Annotated in this window: 20 protein-coding genes; 8 read left to right on the top strand and 12 right to left on the bottom strand. The window is 64.6% G+C overall.

The features are described from left to right. Window positions 1-50 precede the first annotated feature (50 nt). The gene (ileS, locus tag PVW27_RS05635) at window positions 51-2987 is read right to left on the bottom strand and encodes an isoleucine--tRNA ligase (RefSeq protein ID WP_274555883.1); all 2937 of its coding nucleotides are present in this window, start codon (window positions 2985-2987) and stop codon (window positions 51-53) included. Between the two features lie 390 nt (window positions 2988-3377). Between ileS and PVW27_RS05630 the strand changes: the two genes are divergently transcribed. Further along, window positions 3378-3620, top strand: a complete 243-nt coding sequence (locus PVW27_RS05630) for a hypothetical protein (RefSeq protein ID WP_274555881.1) — start codon at window positions 3378-3380, stop codon at window positions 3618-3620. A 176-nt stretch (window positions 3621-3796) separates the two neighbouring features. Next, window positions 3797-4204 carry a group III truncated hemoglobin gene (locus PVW27_RS05625; protein WP_274555879.1) on the top strand — a complete coding sequence of 136 codons (408 nt, stop codon included), beginning with the start codon at window positions 3797-3799 and terminating at the stop codon, window positions 4202-4204. A gap of 86 nt (window positions 4205-4290) precedes the next feature. Here the strand turns inward: PVW27_RS05625 and PVW27_RS05620 are convergent, their stop codons facing one another. From PVW27_RS05620 to PVW27_RS05610, 3 genes are read right to left on the bottom strand one after another with little or no spacing between them, the layout of a single operon-like run. Continuing rightward, the gene (locus tag PVW27_RS05620; RefSeq protein WP_274555877.1) at window positions 4291-5331 is read right to left on the bottom strand and encodes a YcjF family protein; all 1041 of its coding nucleotides are present in this window, start codon (window positions 5329-5331) and stop codon (window positions 4291-4293) included. Continuing rightward, window positions 5328-5786, bottom strand: coding sequence for a GNAT family N-acetyltransferase (locus PVW27_RS05615; RefSeq protein WP_338019940.1), 459 nt, complete (start codon window positions 5784-5786; stop codon window positions 5328-5330). The genes PVW27_RS05620 and PVW27_RS05615 overlap by 4 nt, the downstream gene beginning before the upstream one ends. Then, window positions 5783-7198: a YcjX family protein gene (locus tag PVW27_RS05610; protein ID WP_274555875.1), complete on the bottom strand. Its 1416-nt coding sequence runs from the start codon at window positions 7196-7198 to the stop codon at window positions 5783-5785. The genes PVW27_RS05615 and PVW27_RS05610 overlap by 4 nt, the downstream gene beginning before the upstream one ends. A gap of 178 nt (window positions 7199-7376) precedes the next feature. Between PVW27_RS05610 and truA the strand changes: the two genes are divergently transcribed. Further along, window positions 7377-8147 carry a tRNA pseudouridine(38-40) synthase TruA gene (truA, locus tag PVW27_RS05605; protein WP_274555874.1) on the top strand — a complete coding sequence of 257 codons (771 nt, stop codon included), beginning with the start codon at window positions 7377-7379 and terminating at the stop codon, window positions 8145-8147. Between the two features lie 46 nt (window positions 8148-8193). Here the strand turns inward: truA and PVW27_RS05600 are convergent, their stop codons facing one another. The 7 genes from PVW27_RS05600 to PVW27_RS05570 form a co-directional block, all read right to left on the bottom strand. Next, window positions 8194-8970, bottom strand: coding sequence for a LamB/YcsF family protein (locus tag PVW27_RS05600; RefSeq protein WP_274555873.1), 777 nt, complete (start codon window positions 8968-8970; stop codon window positions 8194-8196). A 12-nt stretch (window positions 8971-8982) separates the two neighbouring features. After that, a complete protein-coding gene (locus PVW27_RS05595) occupies window positions 8983-9999 on the bottom strand; it encodes a biotin-dependent carboxyltransferase family protein (RefSeq protein ID WP_274555872.1) in 1017 nt (338 codons plus the stop codon). Continuing rightward, window positions 9996-10754 carry a 5-oxoprolinase subunit B family protein gene (locus tag PVW27_RS05590; protein WP_274555871.1) on the bottom strand — a complete coding sequence of 253 codons (759 nt, stop codon included), beginning with the start codon at window positions 10752-10754 and terminating at the stop codon, window positions 9996-9998. Before PVW27_RS05590 ends, PVW27_RS05595 begins: the two co-directional genes overlap by 4 nt. A gap of 4 nt (window positions 10755-10758) precedes the next feature. After that, entirely contained in the window at window positions 10759-11691 is a 933-nt protein-coding gene (locus PVW27_RS05585) for a hypothetical protein (protein ID WP_274556123.1), read from the bottom strand. Window positions 11692-11693: 2 nt separating this feature from the next. Further along, entirely contained in the window at window positions 11694-13007 is a 1314-nt protein-coding gene (locus PVW27_RS05580; protein ID WP_274555870.1) for a TRAP transporter large permease, read from the bottom strand. 5 nt (window positions 13008-13012) lie between these two features. Continuing rightward, window positions 13013-13537, bottom strand: a complete 525-nt coding sequence (locus tag PVW27_RS05575; RefSeq protein WP_274555869.1) for a TRAP transporter small permease — start codon at window positions 13535-13537, stop codon at window positions 13013-13015. A gap of 78 nt (window positions 13538-13615) precedes the next feature. Further along, complete coding sequence (locus PVW27_RS05570; protein ID WP_274555867.1) at window positions 13616-14593, bottom strand: TRAP transporter substrate-binding protein; 978 nt, start codon at window positions 14591-14593, stop codon at window positions 13616-13618. 228 nt (window positions 14594-14821) lie between these two features. Between PVW27_RS05570 and PVW27_RS05565 the strand changes: the two genes are divergently transcribed. Next, window positions 14822-15334, top strand: a complete 513-nt coding sequence (locus PVW27_RS05565) for a winged helix DNA-binding protein (RefSeq protein WP_274556122.1) — start codon at window positions 14822-14824, stop codon at window positions 15332-15334. 3 nt (window positions 15335-15337) lie between these two features. On the opposite strand, the gene PVW27_RS05560 is transcribed toward PVW27_RS05565, so the two are convergent. Then, complete coding sequence (locus PVW27_RS05560) at window positions 15338-16582, bottom strand: cytochrome P450 (RefSeq protein ID WP_274555866.1); 1245 nt, start codon at window positions 16580-16582, stop codon at window positions 15338-15340. Window positions 16583-17061: 479 nt separating this feature from the next. Here PVW27_RS05560 and acs point away from each other — a divergent pair, with 479 nt between their 5' ends. The 4 genes from acs to PVW27_RS05540 all read left to right on the top strand — a co-directional run bounded on the left by acs (window position 17062) and on the right by PVW27_RS05540 (window position 21881). Continuing rightward, on the top strand, window positions 17062-19026 hold the full coding sequence (gene acs, locus PVW27_RS05555) for an acetate--CoA ligase (protein WP_274555864.1): 1965 nt from the start codon (window positions 17062-17064) through the stop codon (window positions 19024-19026). A 5-nt stretch (window positions 19027-19031) separates the two neighbouring features. Next, entirely contained in the window at window positions 19032-19715 is a 684-nt protein-coding gene (locus PVW27_RS05550; protein ID WP_274556121.1) for an adenylate kinase, read from the top strand. Between the two features lie 66 nt (window positions 19716-19781). Next, entirely contained in the window at window positions 19782-20042 is a 261-nt protein-coding gene (locus PVW27_RS05545) for a DUF4212 domain-containing protein (protein WP_274555863.1), read from the top strand. A gap of 21 nt (window positions 20043-20063) precedes the next feature. Then, window positions 20064-21881, top strand: a complete 1818-nt coding sequence (locus tag PVW27_RS05540) for a sodium:solute symporter family protein (RefSeq protein WP_274555861.1) — start codon at window positions 20064-20066, stop codon at window positions 21879-21881. Window positions 21882-21943: the final 62 nt, after the last annotated feature.

Below are 21943 nucleotides of genomic sequence, written 5' to 3'. Positions count from 1 at the left end.
TTCTTGCTTCAAATATCCATGTCCCGCCCGCGACGCAGGCGGGACGCAGATCAGGCCAGCGCCTCGTCACAGCGCGCGCAGACACCCGCGTGGGCATGGCTGCCCACATCGGGCAGGATCTTCCAGCAGCGCTCGCATTTGTCGCCATCGGCCTCGCGGAAGATCACGGCCACGCCGGGCACATCCGGCAACTGGAAGGCTTCGGCCGGGGCCTCGGCCCCGCTCAGCCCGATGGCGGATGTGATGCAGACATCCTCAAAGGCGACCGAACCAAGGATCTCGAGCAGTTCGGGATCGCGGACATGCACCATGGGCGCGGCCTCGAGGCTGGCGCCGATCACCTTGGCGGTGCGCTGCACTTCCAGTGCCGCCGTCACCACGCGGCGTGCGGCGCGCACGCGGGCCCATTTGGCGGCCAGCGCCTCGTCCAGCCATTCCACCGGCGTTGCGGGGATATCCTGAAGATGGACCGAGCTGTCCTCGCCGGGAAAGCGTTCCAGCCAGACTTCTTCCATCGTGAAGACCAGAACCGGGGCCAGCCATGTGGTCAGGCGGTGGAACAGGATATCCAGCACCGTGCGCGCGGCACGGCGGCGGGGCGTATCGCCATCGCAATAAAGCGCATCCTTGCGGATGTCGAAGTAGAAGGCCGACAGGTCCACGGTCGCGAAGTTGAACACGGCCTGGAACACGCCCTGGAAATCATAGGCGGCATAGCCGCTGCGCACGCGCGCATCCAGTTCGGCCAGACGGTGCAGCACCCAGCGTTCCAGTTCCGGCATCTCGGCGGGATCGACGCGGTCGCTTTCCGTGAAATCAGCCAGCGATCCCAGCAGGAAGCGCATCGTGTTGCGCAGGCGGCGATAGCCATCCGCGGTGCCTTTCAGGATTTCCGGCCCGATCCGCAAATCGGCGGTGTAATCCGACTGCGCCACCCACAACCGTAGGATATCCGCGCCATATTGCTTGACCACCTGTTCCGGGGCCACGGTATTGCCAAGCGATTTGGACATCTTGTTGCCCTTCTCGTCCAGCGTGAACCCGTGGGTCAGCACACCGCGATAGGGCGCCCGCCCCCGCGTGCCGCAGGCTTGCAGCATCGAAGAGTGGAACCAGCCGCGATGCTGGTCGGTGCCTTCCAGATAAAGATCGGCCAGACCATCCTCGGACCCGTCGGCGCGGTCGCGCAGCACGAAGGCATGGGTGGAGCCTGAATCGAACCACACATCCAGAATGTCATCGACCTTGGTCCAGTCATCCGGGTTCACGATCCCGGACAGGAAGCGTTCCTTGGCACCGTCCTTGTACCAGGCGTCTGCGCCTTCCGCCTCGAAGGCGGCCAGGATGCGCTCGTTCACATCGGTGTTGCGCAGCAGGAAATCGGGATCGGTCGGCAGCGCGCCCCGTTTGGTAAAGCAGGTCAGCGGCACGCCCCAGGCGCGCTGGCGCGACAGCACCCAGTCGGGCCGTGCCTCGATCATCGAATACAGACGGTTGCGCCCGGTGGGCGGCGTCCATGTCACCAGTTGATCGATCGAGGTCAGCGCGCGTTCCCGGATCGTGCTGCCATACTCGTCCTGCCCGTCGCCCACGGGCTTGTCGATGGCGGCGAACCATTGCGGCGTATTGCGGAAGATCACCGGCGCTTTCGAGCGCCAGGAATGCGGATAGCTGTGCTTGAGCTGCCCGCGCGCGATGATCGCCTTGGCCTCGACCAGCTTCTCGATCACGGCGGTGTTCGCCTTGCCTTCCTTGCCCTTGTGGTCCAGCACCTTGAGGCCCGCAAAAAAGGGCACATGGGACAGGAATTCGGATTCCTCGCCCACGTTATGGGTCATCCGGTCCAGCCAGTTGCGCTTGACGAAGCAGTCGAAGTCATCGGCACCGTGGCTGGGCGCGGTATGCACGAAACCCGTGCCCGCATCATCCGTCACGTGATCGCCGTCGATCATCGGCACGTCGTAATCCCAGAAACCATTGGCCCCGTCGATCCCGTGGAAGGGATGATCGCAGACCATGCCGTCGAATTCCTCGGCACCGACCGTGCGGATGCGCGTGAAGGCCGTCACACGCGCCTTGGTCAGGCATTCTTCGGCCAGCGCATCGGCGAAAAGATAAAGATCGCCGATACTTGTCCAGCTTTCCTCTTGCGTGCCGTCGACGTGATACAGGCCATAGGTCAGCTTGGGGTTATAGGCGATGGCCTTGTTGGACGGGATCGTCCAGGGCGTTGTCGTCCAGATCACGACCCGTGCGTTGCGCAGGTCCGAGGCATCCTGCGCCCCGGTGCCTGCCGTCGTGCGGATACGGAACGGCACCCAGATCGTATGGGATTTATGCTCGTGATACTCGATCTCGGCCTCGGCCAGAGCTGTTTTCTCGACCGGCGACCACATCACGGGTTTCGATCCCTGATAGAGCGTGCCCGTCATCAGGAATTTCTGGAACTCGGCCGCGATCACGGCTTCGGCGTGGAAATCCATCGTCAGGTAAGGCTTGTCCCATGTGCCGGTGATGCCCAGACGCTTGAACTCCTCGCGCTGGATATCGACCCAGCCTTCGGCGAACTTGCGGCATTCCTGCCGGAAATCGACGACGGGCACGTCATCCTTGTCCAGACCCTTGGCGCGATACTGTTCCTCGATCTTCCACTCGATAGGAAGGCCGTGGCAATCCCAGCCGGGAATATAGCGCGCGTCGCGGCCCATCATCTGCTGGCTGCGCACCACCATATCCTTGAGGATCTTGTTCAGCGCATGCCCGATATGCAGGTGCCCGTTCGCATAGGGCGGGCCATCATGCAGGGTAAAGGGTAGGCGCGTCGAGGTTTTCGCCTTGTCGCGCAGGCGGTCATAGACGCCGATCTTTTCCCACCGCGCCAGCCAGTCAGGCTCGCGCTGGGGCAGGCCCGCTCGCATCGGAAACTCGGTCCGGGGCAGGTTCAGCGTGTCTTTGTAATCGTGAACTTCGGTTGTGTCGGCGCTCATATCAGGCGTCCTTCGGTCAGCGAATGGGCGGTAAGGATGGGGGCGGCGCGGCACTCCATGCGCCTTGTCCCGGCGGCCTGATGATCCATCGGCTGGATCAGGACGCCGGGCCGGTAATTCGCCGAATTGTCGCAAATTCCTTGTGCATGGGCGCGTTATAGGCCGATGCGCACCAAGCGTCCAGAGGCGGGATCATCTGGCGGCCGGGGGGGACTACTTGCCCTCTCAGTGTCCCATTTGCGGGGAACCGGGGCCATTTCAGCAGGATTCAGCCGGCCCCGCACCCGGATTTCAGCAATCAGATGCCGAAAAGGGCCGATCCGGACCGAATTGGTGAAATCCAAAGGCACCGGGCGTAGAATTATTCCATACCAAACGAAGGAGGATGAGATGACTTATAGAGAGGATCATTACACGCCCACCGGAACCAACACCCATCCGGTTGGGGCCCATGCGCCCACAGGCGGCTCGGCCTGGGGTCTCGCGGTCGTTCTGGTTGTCCTGCTTGGCCTGCTGGGCCTTGCGATGATGGTCGGCCCGGCGGACCAGCGCGGTGAGGATGGTGCAACCGCCCCCGCGACCGCCCCGATGACCGAGGAGACGGCCCCCGCGACTCCCGCGCCGCAAGAGTAAGCGCCATCGGCCCGACCTGACCGCAGAAGCCGCCCTGACGGGTCCACGGACCTGACGGGGCGGTTTTGGTTATCTGGGCCACGCGGCAAGCGGGTGCAGGCATGCGACAGACCTGCACTTGCACCGCCGGACCACAGGGTGCAGGGTCCGCGGGTTCAGCCTGTGAAAGCCCCCGGATGACTGCCCTGCCGCCACGATTCACCATCACCCGCCCACAGATCGAAGGCGTTGTGGCCGAGTTCTATGACCTGATCCGCCGCCACCCCGGTCTGGGTCCGGTCTTTGCGGCCCATGTCACGGACTGGCCCGCGCATGAGGCCAAGATCGTGCGCTTCTGGGCCAATGCGATCCTGTTCGAGCGCGCGTATGACGGCAATCCGCAGCGGGTGCATGTGCAGGCCGGCGACGTGCGCGCGGGCCAGTTCGAGGTGTGGCTGGCCCTGTTCGACGGGGTGCTGCGCCGGCAGTTGCCGCCTGACACCGCCGCCGCGTGGTCGGCGCTGGCCCATCGGATCGGGCGGGGCTTGCGGATGGGCGTGGCCGACCGCGATATCGCGCCGGGTGGCCCGCCACGGTTGGTGTGATCCCTGAAAGACCCGGTGTAGCGCTTGTCCCTGATCGTCAGAAACGGGACGTTATCCACATATCCACAGCGCGACATAGTGAATACTCAATCTTTGGCGGAGTTCTCGCCACCCTGTCCGAAAAGCCCCGTCAGCGCCCGCCGCACCAGTGCCGTCACCGAGGGGCGGTGCAATCCGATATAGGGAAGCGGGCGACAGACCTCCATCGCGGCGATGCCGACACGGGCTGTCAGGGCACCGTTGACCACCCCCTCGCCGAAGCGGCGCGAGAGTTTCGACAAAAGCCCCCCACCCGCCAGCGACCCGATCATGTCATCCCCGATGGCGACCGCCCCTGTCGCCACCAGATGCGTCAGCACCGCGCGGGTCAGCCGCCAACTGCCCAGCGTGCCGGACCGACCGCCATAGATCTCGGCAATCCGCCGGATCATGCGCAGGTTGGATGTCATCGCCGCCACCACATCGGCCAGCGCGATGGGCACCAGCGCCGTGACCGTGGCCACCTGCCGCGCCGCCGCTTCGACTTCCAGCCGTGCTGCGGCATCCAGCGGCGCCATCAATTCTGTCTCGGCCAGTCCCAACAGGCTTGAGGCGTCGAATTGCTCGGGCGCGCGCTCTGCCAGACGGGCGCGCCCCCAGTCCAGCGCCGCGCGCCCCTTGTAGAGCACCTCCAGCCGCGCCACCACGTCACGCGCCGCCTTGAGATCCTCTTCGGCCAGCGCGATGCGGGCCGCATGGTTCAGCTTGTCGATCCGGCCAAGGCGGGCGAAGGCCGCCGCCTCGCGAAAGGCGATGGCCAGCAGCACCAGCAGCAGCGCCGCCGTGACCACCGTCACCGCATAGCCCAGCACCGGCGCGCGGGTGATCAGATCGGTCACGAAATCATAGGCCGCGACCGAGATCACGGCCCCCAGCAGCGTGAGCGCCAGCCCCCAGAACCAGCGCGCCAGCCGCGACGGTGGGCGTGCCGCCAGTTGCGCCATGCGCTGCATCGCGCGGCCTTGCGGCAGATCGGCGGCCCCGTCGGCATCAGGCACCGGCGGTGCCAGGTCCGGACCTGCGGCGGGCCGATCCTCCAGTTCGATCAGCACAGGGCCGCGTTTGCCCGCAGTGGGGTGATCGCTCATGCCATGTCCCTTTCCCAGATCAGCCGGATATCCGGCAGGCCCTCGTCATTGACAGACCCCTGCCCGCAACCGTCGCCCCGCCCAGCCTCGCGAAACCCGGCACGCGCATAAAAGCGCTGCGCGCCCGCATTGGCCTGAAAGGTGTTCAACTCCAGCCGCGTCTCTCGTGATTTGGCATGGTCCAGCAAGGCCTGCCCGACACCCTGCCTCCGCTGCTCCTGCGCCACGTAAAGCGCATGGATGAAGCCCGCATCCAGCGCCATGAAACCGGCGATGCCCCGGCCCGGCCCCGCAGGTTCCGCCACGCGCACCCAGCCGCGATCCACCATCAGCCCGGCAAAGGCCAATTCCTCGGCGCGCGTATAAAGACGCGGCATCCAGTCGGTCGTGTCGATGAACTGCGACAGGATCGCCGCCACAGCCCCCGCATCAGTGGGTTGTGCGGGCCGGATCACAGCCGGTCCCCGATCAGGAATTGCGCCGCGCGGTCCAGCCTTATGTGCGGCGGCCCTTCTCCGGGGCGCAGGCGCAGGGGGGCGGGGGCGAAATTCATCACCTTGTAGTCCTCATCAAGCCAGCTTTGCGCCCCGGCGCGGGCCGGCCCCAGCAGGCGGTTCGGGTCCTCGGGCAGATCGCCGGGATAGAAGGCCGCCTGTTTCCCCGTCTCCAGCAGCGTGCCGCGCACGCAGTCCAGGGGCTTGCCCGCGTGGGTGATCGTCTCTTCCACCGTGGCGCGCAGGGCGGCGATGGACATGGCGGCGGTCTGGGCCCCTGCGAAATCGGCGCGCGACCGGGCCTCGCGCGTGAGGGCCTGCATGATCGCGGTCAGGCGCGGGTGCTGGCTGTGGTGCAGATGATCAGCCTTGGTGGCGGCGAACAGGATACGCTCCACCCGTTTGCCGCGCAAAAGGCGGCTCAGAAAGGCGTTGCCGCCGGGGCGGAACGCCCCCAGCGTCTCGGCCATGGCTTGGCGCATGTCCTCGACCGCTGCGGGGCCTTTGTGGATCGCGCCCAAGGCATCGACCAGCACGACCTGACGGTCGATGCGCGAGAAATGATCGCGGAAGAAGGGTTTGACGACCTGCGCCTTATACGCCTCGAACCGGCGGGCCATCTCGCGGCGCAGGGATTTGCGCGGCCCCTCCCCCTCACCCGGCAAGGGCGCGAAGGTCAGCACGGGCGAGCCTGCCAGATCGCCCGGCAGAATGAACCGCCCCGGCGTGCAGTCGTAATATCCCGCCGCCCTTGCTGCGTTCAGATAGCCGGTGAAGCGGCGCGCCAGATCCTGCGCCAGTGGCTCGTCATGCGGGCTGGCCGGATCGACAGCGCAGACACGGGCCATAAATTCCGCCGCCTCGCTCCGCGACGCGATCCGCGCCATGACCTCGCGCGACCACTGGTCATAGGTCTTGTCCATCAACCCCAGATCCAGCAGCCATTCGCCCGGATAATCCACGATATCCAGATGCAGGGTGCGCGGCCCGGACAGGCCCGACAAGAGCCCCGTCGGACGCACCCGCAGCGACAGGCGCAGTTCCGACACCGCCCGCGTGCTGTCGGGCCAATGCGGTTGCGCCGCCGTCAATGCCGCCAGATGCGTCTCGTAATCAAAGCGCGGCAGCGTGTCATCGGGTTGCGGCTGCAGATAGGCGGCCTCGATCCGGCCCTCGGCCTGCGCGGCCAGTGCGCCCATCCGGGCCCGGTCGATCAGGTTGGCCACCAGCGAGGTGATGAACACTGTCTTGCCCGAGCGCGCGAGGCCGGTGACGCCCAAGCGGATCACCGGCTCCATGAATGCACCGGACAGCGTATCGCCCAGTGCCTCGACGCGCCGCGTGATCCCGTCTGCCAGATCGGTGATGCCCAAGTCTCTGCCCTGCCTTCCGTTCTTCCCCAAGATAGGCGCGCGTCCCCCGGATCACCAGAGCCTTGCGCCTGCGTTTCTTCTTGCCGGAAATATCCCCGCGCGGAGCGCATCCGCCCCATCGGCACGCACCGCGCCGGATGGATTGAGCCGGACGACGAAACCCTCTATGAGCCTTGCCATGCCCAGATATGCCCTCAGGATCGAATATCATGGCGCGCCCTTTGCCGGATGGCAGGCGCAGGCGGATCAGCCATCCGTGCAGGGCGCGATCGAGCAGGCGCTGGCGCGGCTGGAACCCGGCCCCCACCGCATCGCCGCCGCCGGGCGCACGGATGCGGGCGTGCATGCGCTGGCGCAGGTGGCCCATTGCGACATGGCACGCGACTGGGACCCGTTTCGCCTGTCAGAGGCGCTGAATTATCATCTGAAACCCCTGCCCGTGGCGGTTGTCGCGGCCGCCCGTGTGGCGGATGACTGGCATGCCAGGTTCTCGGCGCTGGAACGGCGCTATCTGTTCCGCCTGCTGATGCGTCGCGCGCCTGCGACCCATGATGCGGGGCTGGTCTGGCAGGTGCCGCGCGAGCTGGATCATGAGGCGATGCGCGCGGGGGCGGCCCATCTGCTGGGGCTGCATGATTTCACCACCTTCCGCAGCACGATGTGCCAGTCGACCAGCCCGGTGAAGACGCTGGACAGCCTCACCATCGACCGCCGCGACGGGTTGTCGGGGCCGGAATTGCAGTTCCGCCTATCGGCGCGATCCTTCCTGCACAATCAGGTGCGCAGCATCGTGGGCACGCTGGAGCGGGTGGGATCGGGCGCATGGCAGCCGGATGACGTGAAAGCGGCGCTGGAGGCGCGGGACCGCGCCGCCTGCGGGCCAGTCTGCCCGCCGCAGGGGCTCTATCTGGCGGGTGTCGGCTACCCCATCGACCCTTTCGCGGGCTGATCCCGCGGTTCTTGAGTATTTGAGGCAAGATGAAGCAGGCAGGCCGTCACACCGGGAACCGGGTGACCGTGATCCCGGCGGCCTCGAGTTCGTGGCGCACGGCGCGGGCGATGTCGACAGCCTCGGGCGTGTCGCCATGCAGGCAGATCGTGTCGATCCGCGTGGGGATTTCGTGGCCAGAGGCGGTCACGATGGCCCGGCGCAGGACCATATCGGTGATGCGCCTGCCGGCGAGCGCGGCGTCATGGATCACGGCACCGGGGATCGAGCGATCCACCAGCGTGGCATCGTCGTTATAGGCGCGGTCGGCGAAAATCTCGCAGACATGTTTGCAGCCCAGCGCATGGGCAGCGGCCTGCTGCTCTGTGGCGGCCAGCACCATGATCGCGATATCGGGCGCGACCGAGAGGGCTGCGTCATAAAGGGCCGTGGCCAGTTCGAAATCCTCGGCTGCCGTGTTGGCCAGCGCGCCATGCAGTTTCAGATGCCGCACCTGCCCGCCCACCGCGCGCGCCATGGCTTGGGCCGCGCCCACCTGATAGCGGATCTGGTTTTGCAGCGTGGCGCGCGGCACCTGCATCCGGTTGCGGCCAAAGCCTTGCAGGTCGCCGTAGCCGGGATGTGCGCCGATGCCGACACCGTTCTGCACGGCCAGCCGCATCGTCTTGAACATCACATCCGCATCACCCGCGTGAAAACCGCAGGCGATATTGGCCGAGGTGACGATATCCAGCAGCGCGGCGTCATCGCCCATCCGCCAGGGGCCAAAGCTTTCGCCCATATCGGCATTCAGATCGACACTCAGGCGGGGGGGCAAGGTCATGGCTCACGCTCCTTACAGGTGGTCATCATGGGCGGAGATCACGCCGCCGATGAGTTGATAGGACAGAAGATCCTGCATCTGCGCAGGGTCGCGCAAGAGGGGACGGATGGTGGCGGGCAGTTTTGCCAGCGTCGCAATATGACGGCGATGCACCTCGATGGCGTCGGGCAGGTCGATCACCTCGAAGCGCAGGGTCACGCCCGGCCCCGCCTGCACCACGCGGGGCAGATCGGCGGGAATGACCGTGCCGATCCTTGGATAGCCGCCGGTCGTCTGACATTCGGGCAGCAGGACGAAGGGCGTACCGTCGCCGGTCATCTGGATGTCACCGGGCACGATCACCTCGGACAGGATGCTGAGCTGGCCCGAGGCCGCGAAGGGTGCCCCCTCGAATTCCAGCCGCGCGCCCATCCGGTTGCCGCGCGCATCGCGCTTGAAGGCTGTATTCTGGAACCGCTCCAGCATCTCGGCCGTGAAAAGATGCGTCTGCATGGACCGGGTGATCCGCACCAAACCGCCTGCGAAGCGCGGCTCGGGGTCCAGCGTCATGCCCACCTCGGCGCGGGTGTCATCGCCCAAGGGCAGCCGGTCACCGGGGCGCAGGGCGCGGCCGATACCTGCGGCCAGATGCGCCGCCCGCGCGCCCAGCACCGTTTCGGTGGCCACCCCGCCGCCCAGATGCAGATAACCGTAGAGGCCACGCATCACCGCACCAATCTCCAACCGTTCACCCGCGCGCAGCAGATGGCTGGCGTTCCACGCCACGGCCTGCCCGTCGATGCTGGCTTGCATCGGCGCGCCGGTCAGGGCGATGCGGGTATCCTCCGTCACCTCAAAGCTGCCGCCCATCCCGGCCATTTCAAGCGCCGCATGGCTGGCAGGTTGACGCAGTAGCGCCGCGCCTTCGGCCAGCGCCACGGGATCGGCCGCCCCGCCCTGCGACAACCCTTGTCCCAGAAGGCCCGGACGGCCCCGGTCCTGCACGGTCACCTGTGGCCCGGCGCGGTGGATGATCAACTGGCGGCTCATCGGATCACCTCCACATCGGCGCCACCCTGGCCGGTCTGATCCTCGGCGCGGATACGCTCCAGTTCAGCGGGGCTGATCGCGCGCAGCGAGATCTCGTCGCCGGGGCGCAGGGCGAAAGGCTCCTCCGCCTCGGGGCGAAAGCAGCGAAAGGCCGTCTGGCCGATATGCCGCCAGCCGGTCTGGGTAGGGGCGGAGAAGATGATCAGCTGCCGGATCGCCACCACCAGCGCGCCTTCGGGCACACGCGGGGTCAGCGCGGTCTGGCGCGGGATGTCCCATTCGGGGCCAAGCTCGCCTGTATAGGGCTGGCCGGGCGCGAAACCGATGGTCAGCACGCGGGGGCGCGCGGCGGTCAGGCTGGCGATGGCCTCTTGCGCGGACAGGCCCGCCACCTGCGCCGCCTCGTCGAATTGCGGGGCCATATCTGTGCCGAAGACGCAGGGAATGCGGAAATGCCGCCGTCCGCCGGGCAGTTCGGCACGGGTCCAATCCTGCGTTTTCAGAAGGCTTTCCAGATGCCTGGACAAGGTGGCATGATCCAGATGCAGCGGATCGAACCGGACAAAGGTCGAGGTGAGCGAGGTCGCCACCTCTTCGATCCCGTCCAGCGCCTCGGCCTCGATCGCGGCGCGAAAGGCCAAGGCCGCACGGTTGGCAGGCTCGCTCAGCCGGTCGGCAAAACTGACCAGCAGGCCCGCGATGCCAACGGGGGCGATGCGGGGAAACGAGGCGGTTGGGGCGTCAATCTGGGGCATGGGATCAGTGGGCAACTTTCGGATCAGGGCGCGGTGCATAGAGCCAGCGCATCGCGATGGGGGTCAGAAACATGGGCACCTGATACACACCGATGAAGATCAAGAGCGGGTCCGTCGTGGCCGCAGGCAGCGCCAGCAGGAACAACGCCACGTTGCGATTGCCAGCGATGATGGAGGGGCCGGTCGGATCCATCACCGTCCGTCCCCGCAGGATCATGTAGCAGGCGATCTGCAGGCCGAAATTGACCGCGCAGACACCAGCCAGCCATTTCAGCACCAGCACCGGGTCGGCACGCAGGGCCGGGCCCACCGCCGCCATCAGCCCGATCACGATGACGAAAAGGGCAATAGCGTTCAGCCCGTCCACCTGTCGCAGATCGGGTGCGGGGATCAGACGACGCAGGGCGAAGCCAAGGCTTGACGCCAGCGTGATCACCGCCAGCAACCGCCCGGACGCCGCCAGCACGTCGGCCATGTTGCCCAAAGCGGGCGTGGCCCAGAGGATCGGCATCACGGTCAGCGGAAACACCGCCATGCCTGCGATCAGCAGGCGCAGCGCCGGGGCCGGGTCACGCCCCAAGAGCGCCGTGAAGGCCGCCGCCCCCGAGACACCGGGCGCGGTCAGCATCAGCATCACGGCGATGGCGAAGGGTGTCGCCATCAGGCCCAGCGCCCAGAAGATCATCAGCGCCGACACCGGCATGAGAAGCTGGAACACCGCGATCAAGGCCAGACCCGAGCGTGCCTCGGCCAACGAACCGGCGGCCTGCCGCAGCCCAATGCGGAACGCTGTCAGGAACAGCAACAGCGCCACAAGATGCGGCAGCCATGGCCGGATCACCGCCGCCAGATCGGGCAGCGTCAACCCGGCCAACAGCCCTGCGACAAGGGCCAGCCGCCCATGACGGGCGATACTGGCCAGCATTTCCGCGATCATGTTCAACCGCCCGGCCCTTGTCGGACATTCTCGGGCAGCCATGTGGCCAGTTCCGGAAAGAAGATCAGCACAAAGACCATCAGCACCATGATCAGGAACATCGGAAAGGCGGCGCGGGCGATATAGCCCATCTCGTGCTGCGTCATGCCCTGCAACACGAAGAGGTTGAACCCGATGGGCGGCGTGATCTGCGCCATCTCGACCACGACCACGACGAAGATGCCGAACCAGATGAGATCAATCCCCGCCTCGCGCACCATGGGTTCCACCACAGCCATGGTCAGCACCACGGAGGAAATCCCGTCAAGGAACATGCCAAGGATGATGTAGAAGACCAAAAGCACCATCAGAAGCTCGAACCGGGTCAGGTTGAAACTGCCGATCAGGTCGGCCAGCCCGCGCGGAAGGCCGGTAAAGCCCATGGCCATGGACAAAAACGCCGCCCCGGCCAGGATCAGCGCGATCATGGCGGATGTGCGGGTGGCCCCCATCAGCGATTGGGTGAACGTCTCCCATGTCAGCGAGCCTTGGATCGCCGCCAGCACCAGCGCGCCGATGACACCCAGCGCCGCCGCCTCGGTCGCGGTGGCATAGCCCAGATACATCGAGCCGATGACCACACCGATCAGGGCGAAAACCGGGATCAGGAAACGCGAATTGGCCACTTTTTCGGAAAAACTCTGACGCGGTTCGGGGTCGGGTTTCCAGTCGCGCGACACGCGGGACATGATCGCCACATAGGCCGCGAACATCACCGCCAGCACCAGACCGGGCAAGACGCCTGCGAAGAACAGCTTTGAGATACTCTCGTTGATGGTCACGCCGTAAACGATCAGCGTCAGCGAGGGCGGGATCATCAGGCCAAGCGTGGCCGCCCCAGCCAACGTGCCGATGATCATCTTTTCGGGGTAATTGCGCTTGCGCAGTTCGGGGATCGACATCTTGCCCACGGTGGTCAGCGTGGCGGCGGAACTGCCCGACACGGCGGCGAAAACCGTGCAGCCTGCGATATTGGTATGCATCAGCCCGCCCGGCAGCCGCGCCATCCACGGCGCAAGCCCGCGGAACATGTCCTCGGACAGGCGGGTGCGGAACAGGATCTCGCCCATCCAGATGAAGAGTGGCAGCGCCGTCAACGTCCATGAGGATGACGCACGCCACAGCACCGTCATCATCACGTCGCCCACGGGGCGCGTAGTGAACAGCTCCATCCCGACCCAGGCGACGCCCATCAGCGCCAGGCCGACCCAGACGCCAGAGCCCAGCAGGACGAACAGGACGAACAGAAACAGGATGATGATCGACAGATCTTCCATCAGGGTTACTCCACGGCGCTGGGGTCACGGGTGACGCGGGATTTGCCGCGGAACAGAAGCGAGACCAGATTGTCGGTCAGCGCGATGGCCAAAATCACCGCCCCGATCAGCAAAAGCGATTGCGGCATCCAGAGCGCGGTGCGGTCCTGCCCCTGACTGACATCGCCGAATTTCCACGACCAGTAGACGAATTTGCGCGCATACCAGACGACATACCACGCGATCGCGGCGCCTATGGCAAAGCACCAGATATCGACGATCCATTTGCCGCGCGGCGGCAGGGCGTTCAGCAGGATCGACACGCGGATGTGGCTGCCCTTGTTCAGCGCATCGGCAAAGGCCAGAAACGAGGCCGCCGCCATGGCATAGCCTGCATATTCAGGCGCGCCGGGAAACACCTCGCCGGTCCAGCGGGCCATCATCTGCACCACGATCAGGAACAGAATGGCCATCAGGGCCAGTGCCGCAAGGATGCTGCCTGCCCGGTAGAGCGTGTCGAGGAAAATACGCAGTCCGCGAAGAATGGCCATCGGCCCCTCCGTTCTGGTCTCTCGGGGTTGTAGATCGGTGCCGGGGGCCGCCCGTCAGGGACAACCCCCAAGCCCGGATCACTTCATGGCGCGATACGCCTCGACGATGGCGCGGCCATCCTCGCCCGCGGCTGCCAGCCACTCCTCGGTCATGGTCACGCCGATCGCCTCAAGATCCGCCTTCAGCGTGTCCGAGGCCGGTTCCACCGTCATGCCACCATCACGCAGCCCTTGCAGGGTGAAGCCCGTGTATTCCCGCGCGCGCCAGTTACCCGCGTATTCGGCCAGTTCGGCGCAGCCGGTGATGATCGCACGGTTCTCCTCGGACAGTCCTTCCCAGACGCCGGAGTTCACCATGATATAGTTGCGCGGCAGCCATGCATCGACCTCATAGAAGTAATTCAGGCTTTCCCACAGTTTGCTGTCATAGCCGGTGGCGGCGGATGAGATCATCGAATCCGCCACACCCGTGGCCAGCGCCTGGCTCAGTTCCGCCGCTTCGATCTGCACGGGCAGCATGCCGGTCAGTTCGGCCAGACGCGCGGTCGCGGCATTATAGGCGCGGAACTTGATGCCGTTCATTTCAGCGACCGATGTGACGGGCGTCTTGAAATAGATGCCCTGCGGCGGCCACGGCACGGTGTAAAGCAGCGTCAGATCCTGCTCGGCCAGCACCTTTTCCAGTGTCGGCTTTGCCGCTTCCCACAGTTTCGCCGAATCCTCGAAGGATGTGGCCAGGAAGGGGATGCTGTCGAAACCGAACACGGTGTTCTCGTTCTGATGGGCAGACATCAGACGCTCGCCAATCGGCACCTGCCCGGTCTGGATCGCGCGCTTGATGTCATTGCCCGCGATCAGCGAGCCCGACGGATGCGTGGCGATGGTGATGTCGCCACCCGTGCCGGTGGTCACGCATTTGCCGAATTCGGCGGCGACGGCGGAATGGAAATTGGTCGCAGGATAGGCCAGCGGCATATCCCATGTCTCGGCAAAAGCGGGGGCCGCGATGGCCGTGGTCAATGCGGTGGCGGTCAGAAGGCTGGTAATCGTTTTCATGGTCTGTCTCCCGATTGTGGCCCGGCGCAGCGGGCGGTCTGGGCGGGATCTTGCGCCCCGTCCCCGTTCAGTCACTGCACCCCCAAGGGTGCAGAGGCGGGATCATCCGGTCAAGGCGCGCCTTGGTTCAGCCGGGCTGATACCCGATTCCAAGGGTCATACTGCCTGACTTTCAGAATACGTCAACAAAATGTTGACATTTTATCAGGATCACCCATCCTCATGCCCATGTCATCATCGCTTGGCCCCATCGTTTCATCCGCGCATCTGGCAGAGGGTTCCTTTGCCGAAATCTCCGAGCTGGAGTTCGGGATGATCATCGCGGGCCATGCCTTCAACCGCTGGATGGTGCGGGCCATGGCGGCTACGGGCTTTCCCGATCTGTCGCCACTGGATGTGCTGGTGCTGCACACCGTGCGCCATCGCGGACGGGCCAAGAAACTGGCCGATATCTGTCTGGTCCTGAATGTCGAGGATACGCATACGGTCAATTACGCGATCAAGAAACTGACCAAGCACGGGCTGGTCAAGGAAGGGCGGCGCGGCAAGGAAAAGACGGTCGAGGCGACCGAGGCCGGGCAGGATGCCTGCGCCCGCTACCGCGAGATCCGCGAGAATCTGCTGCTGAAGCCCGTGCTGGAACTGGGGCTTGAGCCGGAACAGATCAGCAAGCTGGCCACGCTCTTGCGCACCATGTCGGGTCAATACGATCAGGCCGCACGGTCGGCCACGGCGTTCTGAGGCTCAGACCAGCCGCGCGGGCAGTGCCGCATAGCCGCGAAAGCGCAAGCGCCCGCCATGCCTGCGCCCTTGGGTCAGCGCATAGCCCGGAAAGCGCGCGAGAAAGCGCGACACCGCAATCCGCCCCTCCAGCCGTGCCAGGGTCAGCCCCACGCAGACATGCGGCCCCCCGGCAAAGGCCAGATGCCGGTTCGGGCGGCGCGTGATGTCGAAACGATCCGGGTCCGCGAATTGCGCCGGATCACGATTGGCCGCCCCGATGCACAGATGCAGGTTGGTGCCCGCGGGAATGTCGATGCCGCCGATGGTGACGGGCGCGGTCGTTTCCCGGTTGCCCAGCTGGTTGGGCGATTGGAAGCGCAGCACTTCCTCGATAGCGGGTGAACAAAGCGCGGGGTCGGCCAGAAGCCGCGCCTTCTGATCGGGATGATCATGCAGCGCGGCCAGCGCATTGCCGATCAGGTTCGTTGTCGTTTCATGGCCCGCATTCAGGATGAAGATGCAGTTCTGCAAAAGCTCCTCTTCCGACAGGGTGCCGCCATCGCCGCCCTCCCCGGTGATCAGCCGGGTCAGCACATCCGTTTCGGGATCACCGGGATGGGCGCGGCGATGGGCGATCAGACCTTTCAGATAGCCGCAGAACTCTGTCACGGCCCGGTGGCCGCGCGCCAGTTGATCGTCGGAGAGAACCGGCTCCAAAGCACCAAGGATGGCCAGCGACCAATCCCGCAGCGGTGCGCGCGCCTCATGCGGGATATCCAGCAGGTTGCCGATGATCTGGATCGGAATGGACGCGGCGAAATCCTCGACCAGATCGGGGGTGTCGCCTGCGGCGGCACGCATGGCCAGACCGTCCAGCAGGTGATCCACCGTCGTGATCAGACCCGGCTCCATCCGCGCAATGGCGCGCGGGGTCAGCGCCGCGCTCATGATCCGGCGCACGCGGGTGTGCAGGGGCGGATCGCTGAACACCAGCGAGGTGGTGTGATGCCGGTAAAGCGGCGTGCCCGCTCCGAACTTGGGGGCAAAGGCGGCTTTCTTGTCCGACCGGAACAGCGTGGTGTCGCGGTAGATGCGGTCCAGATCCGCATGGCGGCTGAGCAGCACCGACCCGTCCGGCTGCGGCAGGACGGGCGCATGGGTCAGAAGGGCGGCATAGGTGGGAAACGGGTCCTCGACAAAGCCCGCAGGCGGATGCGCCAGCACGAAACCGCGCGCCTGCTCTGCCATGATCACGTCCGTGTCCATCTCTGGATTGCCCCCTGCCCGCTATTGGACAGGCCGAGTGTAAGGGGCCTATCGCGGGGCGCAAGGGGCCGCGCCCAGCGAGGGATTGCCCCGAAAGGCCAGCCTCTTTCAGAAAGGGCAGATTGGCTGACAGATTCGTGACGCGGCGTCACATCAGCCTTGGACGACATGCAGACGGGATGCGGCCAAAACACAACCAGAAGGGTCTTTACCGCATACATCGGTATACTTTGGCATTCCGCACGACAGATTATGTCGCGGCCAAACCCTAAAAACGCAGGTAAATTTTCTGTTACCGGTCAAAAATTTACAAACTTGCTGTAATCTTGATAATTTATTTACTAAATAAGCAATAAAAAACAGTATCTTATACAAAAATGGCATCTCTGTGGTAAATTCCCGCCCGAGGAGATGACGCTGCGGCCTATATTGGTGCACGTCACTGGCCCTTCGGGGCCAAGAATACGAACGGAGGATTCATGACCAACCCGACCAGCACCGACAGCCTCTATGCCCCCTCGGCCGCCTTCGCGGCCAATGCGCATATCACCGCCGATTCCTACAAGGCGATGTATGACGCCTCGATCAAGGACCCGAACGGGTTCTGGGCGGAACATGGCAAGCGGATCGACTGGATCAAGCCCTTCACGAAGGTCAAGAACACCAGCTTCGCCCCCGGCGCGGTCGATATCAAATGGTTCGAGGACGGCACGCTGAACGTCAGCGCCAATTGCATCGACCGGCATCTGGCCACGCGCGGCGACCAGACCGCGATCATCTGGGAACCCGATGATCCCAAGGATCAGGCCCAGCACATCACCTACAAGGAATTGCACCGGCGCACCTGCCGGATGGCCAACATTCTGGAGTCCATGGGCGTGCGCAAGGGCGACCGCGTGGTGATCTACCTGCCGATGATCCCCGAGGCGGCCTATGCCATGCTGGCCTGCGCGCGGATCGGCGCGGTCCATTCCATCGTCTTCGCGGGCTTCTCGCCCGACGCACTTGGGGCGCGGATCAACGGCTGCGACGCGAAGGTCGTGATCACCGCCGATTACGCCCCGCGCGGCGGGCGCGCGACCCCGCTCAAGTCCAACACGGATGCCGCCCTGCTGCATTGCAAGGACAGCGTGAAATGTCTGGTGGTGCGCCGCACCGGCGGTCAGACCACATGGGTGGACGGGCGCGACCACGACTACAATGAAATGGCGATGGAGGCGGATGATTACTGCGCCCCCGCCGAGATGGCGGCGGAAGACCCGCTTTTCATCCTCTATACCTCGGGTTCGACCGGGCAGCCCAAGGGCGTGGTGCATACATCGGGCGGCTATCTAGTCTATGCCTCGATGACGCATCAATACACGTTCGATTACCATGATGGCGACATCTTCTGGTGCACCGCCGATGTGGGCTGGGTCACCGGGCACAGCTATATCGTCTATGGCCCGCTGGCCAATGGCGCGACCACGCTGATGTTCGAAGGCGTGCCGACATGGCCCGATGCAGGCCGGTTCTGGGCGGTGTGCGAAAAGCACAAGGTGAACCAGTTCTACACCGCCCCCACCGCGATCCGCGCGCTGATGGCCCATGGCACCGATCCGGTCACGAAATACGACCTGTCCTCACTGAAACTGTTGGGCACCGTGGGTGAACCGATCAACCCCGAGGCATGGAACTGGTATAACGATGTGGTCGGCAAAGGTGCTGTGCCCATCGTCGATACATGGTGGCAGACCGAAACCGGCGGGCACCTGCTGACACCGCTGCCGGGCGCGATTCCCACCAAGCCCGGTTCGGCCACCCTGCCCTTCTTCGGCGTGCAGCCCGTGATCCTTGACCCCCAGACCGGGGCCGAGATCACGACGACCGCCGCCGAGGGCGTGCTGTGCCTGAAAGACAGCTGGCCCGGCCAGATGCGCACGGTTTACGGCGATCACGAACGGTTCGAAAAGACCTATTTCAGCGATTACAAGGGCTATTACTTCTCGGGGGATGGCTGCCGCCGTGATGCGGATGGCTATTACTGGATCACCGGCCGTGTCGATGACGTCATCAACGTGTCCGGTCACCGCATGGGCACCGCCGAGGTCGAAAGCGCGCTGGTCGCCCATGCCGATGTGGCCGAGGCCGCCGTGGTGGGCTATCCGCATCCGATCAAGGGCCAGGGCATCTATGCCTATGTCACGCTGATGAACGGGGTAGAGCCGTCCGAGGATCTGCGCAAGGATCTGGTCAAATGGGTCCGCACGGAAATCGGCCCCATCGCCAGCCCCGACCTGATCCAATGGGCACCGGGCCTGCCCAAGACACGTTCCGGCAAGATCATGCGCCGCATCCTGCGCAAGATCGCCGAGAATGACTATGGCGCGCTGGGGGACACCTCGACGCTGGCCGATCCTACGGTCGTGGACAACCTGATCGAAAACCGGATGAACAAGGCGTGAGCGGGATGGAAAGCCAGACCATGACCCGTCCCGCCGTTCTGATCCTGCTGGGCCCTCCGGGTGCGGGCAAGGGCACGCAGGCGCGGATGCTGCAGGACCGTTTCGGTCTGGTGCAACTGTCCACCGGCGATCTGCTGCGCGCAGCGGTGGCGGCGGGCACCGATGCCGGCCGCGCGGCCAAGGCGGTCATGGCGGCCGGCGATCTGGTCAGCGACGAGATCGTTCTGGCCATCCTCAAGGATCGTCTGGCCGAACCCGACACGGCGAATGGCGTGATCCTGGACGGCTTTCCCCGCACTGCGGGGCAGGCAAAGGCGCTGGACGATCTGCTGGCACAAAGCGGGCAGCGGATCAACGCGGCCATCTCTCTGGAGGTGGATGACGCGGAAATGGTGACCCGCGTGGCGGGCCGCTATACCTGCGGCACCTGTGGCGAGGGCTACCACGATCATTACAAAACGCCCGCAATAGCAGGCACTTGCGACAAATGCGGTGGCACCCACATGACGCGGCGTGCCGATGACAACGCGGCCACGGTGGGCCAGCGTCTGACGGCCTATCACGCCCAGACCGCACCGCTGATCGCCTATTACGAGGAACAGGGCAATCTGCAACGGATCGACGCCATGGGCGAGATCCCTGCGATTGCCGAAGGGCTGAGCGCAATCGTCCAGAGGGCGGTCGCGTAATCGGGAGGGGGAGGCGCAGGGTCACCAGCGCCTTTCGGAAATGTGCAAAAAGGGAGGACGCCTTTCATGGCAGACAACTCAAAAGACAACAACGCCTATTGGGCCGCAAACGTGCGGATCATCCTGATAAGCCTTGCGATCTGGGCGCTGGTTTCGTTCGGATTCGGTATCATCCTGCGGCCGATGCTGATGGGCATCGAGGTGGGCGGCACCGATCTGGGCTTCTGGTTCGCACAGCAAGGCTCGATCCTCGTGTTCCTGGCGCTGATCTTCTTCTACGCCTGGCGCATGAACAAGCTCGACGCTGAACACGGCGTCGAAGAATAAGCTCGAAGGGACAGGGAACCAATGGATCAGTATACTCTCAACCTGCTGGTGGTGGGCGCGTCCTTTGCGCTCTACATCGGCATCGCGATCTGGGCCCGCGCGGGCTCGACCGCTGAATTCTATGCCGCAGGTCAGGGCGTTCCGCCCGTGATGAACGGCATGGCCACCGCTGCTGACTGGATGTCGGCGGCCTCTTTCATCTCGATGGCCGGCATCATCGCGCTGGCCCCCGCGGGCGGCTATACCCAGTCGTCCTTCCTGATGGGCTGGACCGGGGGCTATGTGCTTCTGGCTCTGCTGCTGGCGCCTTACCTGCGCAAGTTCGGCAAGTTCACCGTGCCGGAATTCGTGGGCGACCGCTTCTATTCCAAGGGCGCACGCCTTGTGGCCGTGATCTGTCTGATCGTCATCTCGGTGACCTATGTGATCGGCCAGATGCGCGGTGTGGGCGTGACCTTCGCGCGCTTCCTTGAAGTGTCCACCGATACCGGCCTCTATATCGGCGCGGCGATCGTGTTCGCCTATGCCGTGTTCGGCGGCATGAAGGGCATCACCTATACGCAGGTGGCGCAGTATTGCGTTCTGATTATCGCCTATACGATCCCGGCGATCTTCATCTCGCTCCAGATGACCGGCAATTTCCTGCCCCAGCTGGGTCTGTTCGGCACCTACGCGCCCTCGGGCGGGGATGTGGCCTTCCTGACCAAACTGGATCAGGTCGTGGTGGAACTGGGCTTCACGCAGTATACCTCGCATACCACTTCGACGCTGAACATGGTGTTCTTCACCATGTCGCTGATGATCGGTACCGCAGGTCTGCCGCACGTGATCATCCGCTTCTTCACCGTGCCGAAAGTGGCCGATGCACGCTGGTCCGCCGGTTGGGCACTGGTCTTCATCGCCCTGCTCTACACCGTGGCACCTGCCGTGGGGTCGATGGCGCGTATGAACCTGTCGACCACCTTCTGGCCGAACGCCGTTGCTGGCGAGGCGCTGGCCGGTGATCCGATCTCGCTGGAAGCGATCAACACCGATCCCAACCTCAGCTGGATCAACACCTGGAAGAACACCGGTCTGCTGGCCTTCGAAGACAAGAACGGCGACGGCTTCATCCAGTATTACAACGACAAGAGCCCGGCGATGGAGGCCATTGCGGCTGAACGTGGCTGGACTGGCAACGAACTGACCAAGGTCGACAACGACATGATGGTTCTGGCCAACCCCGAGATCGCAAAGCTTCCGGGCTGGGTGATCGCGCTGGTCGCGGCTGGCGGTCTGGCAGCGGCGCTTTCCACGGCGGCAGGTCTGCTGCTGGCGATCTCGTCCGCTGTGTCGCATGACCTGATCAAGGGTTCTATCAACCCGAACATCAGTGAAAAGGGCGAGCTTCTGGCCGCACGGATCTCGATGGGCTTTGCCATCGTGCTGGCGACCTGGCTTGGCCTCAACCCTCCGGGCTTTGCGGCTCAGGTGGTGGCGCTGGCCTTCGGTCTGGCGGCGGCAACGATCTTCCCGGTTCTGATGATGGGCATCTTCTCGAAGCGCATCAACAAGGAAGGCGCCATTGCAGGGATGCTGGTGGGTCTGTTCTCGACCGCCATCTACATCTTCCTGTATCTGGGCTGGTTCTTCATTCCGGGCACCAACACGCTTGAGAACGTTCCCGCCAACTGGCTGTTCGGCATCTCTCCCGCCTCCTTCGGGACCGTGGGCGCGATCCTGAACTTCGGCACCGCCTATATCGTGTCGGGTATGACCAAAGAGCCCCCGCGCGAGATCCAGGATCTGGTGGAATCCATCCGTGTGCCGAAAGGCGCAGGCGCGGCCACCGGCCACTAAGACAAACACGGGGACGGGCGGTTCGAAAGAGCCGCCCGTTTCACTTTTTCAGATGTTCCCCT

The organism is Seohaeicola sp. 4SK31, from assembly GCF_028802875.1.
Taxonomy (GTDB): Bacteria; Pseudomonadota; Alphaproteobacteria; order Rhodobacterales; family Rhodobacteraceae; genus Seohaeicola.
This window is presented reverse-complemented; position numbering and strand designations above follow the sequence as displayed.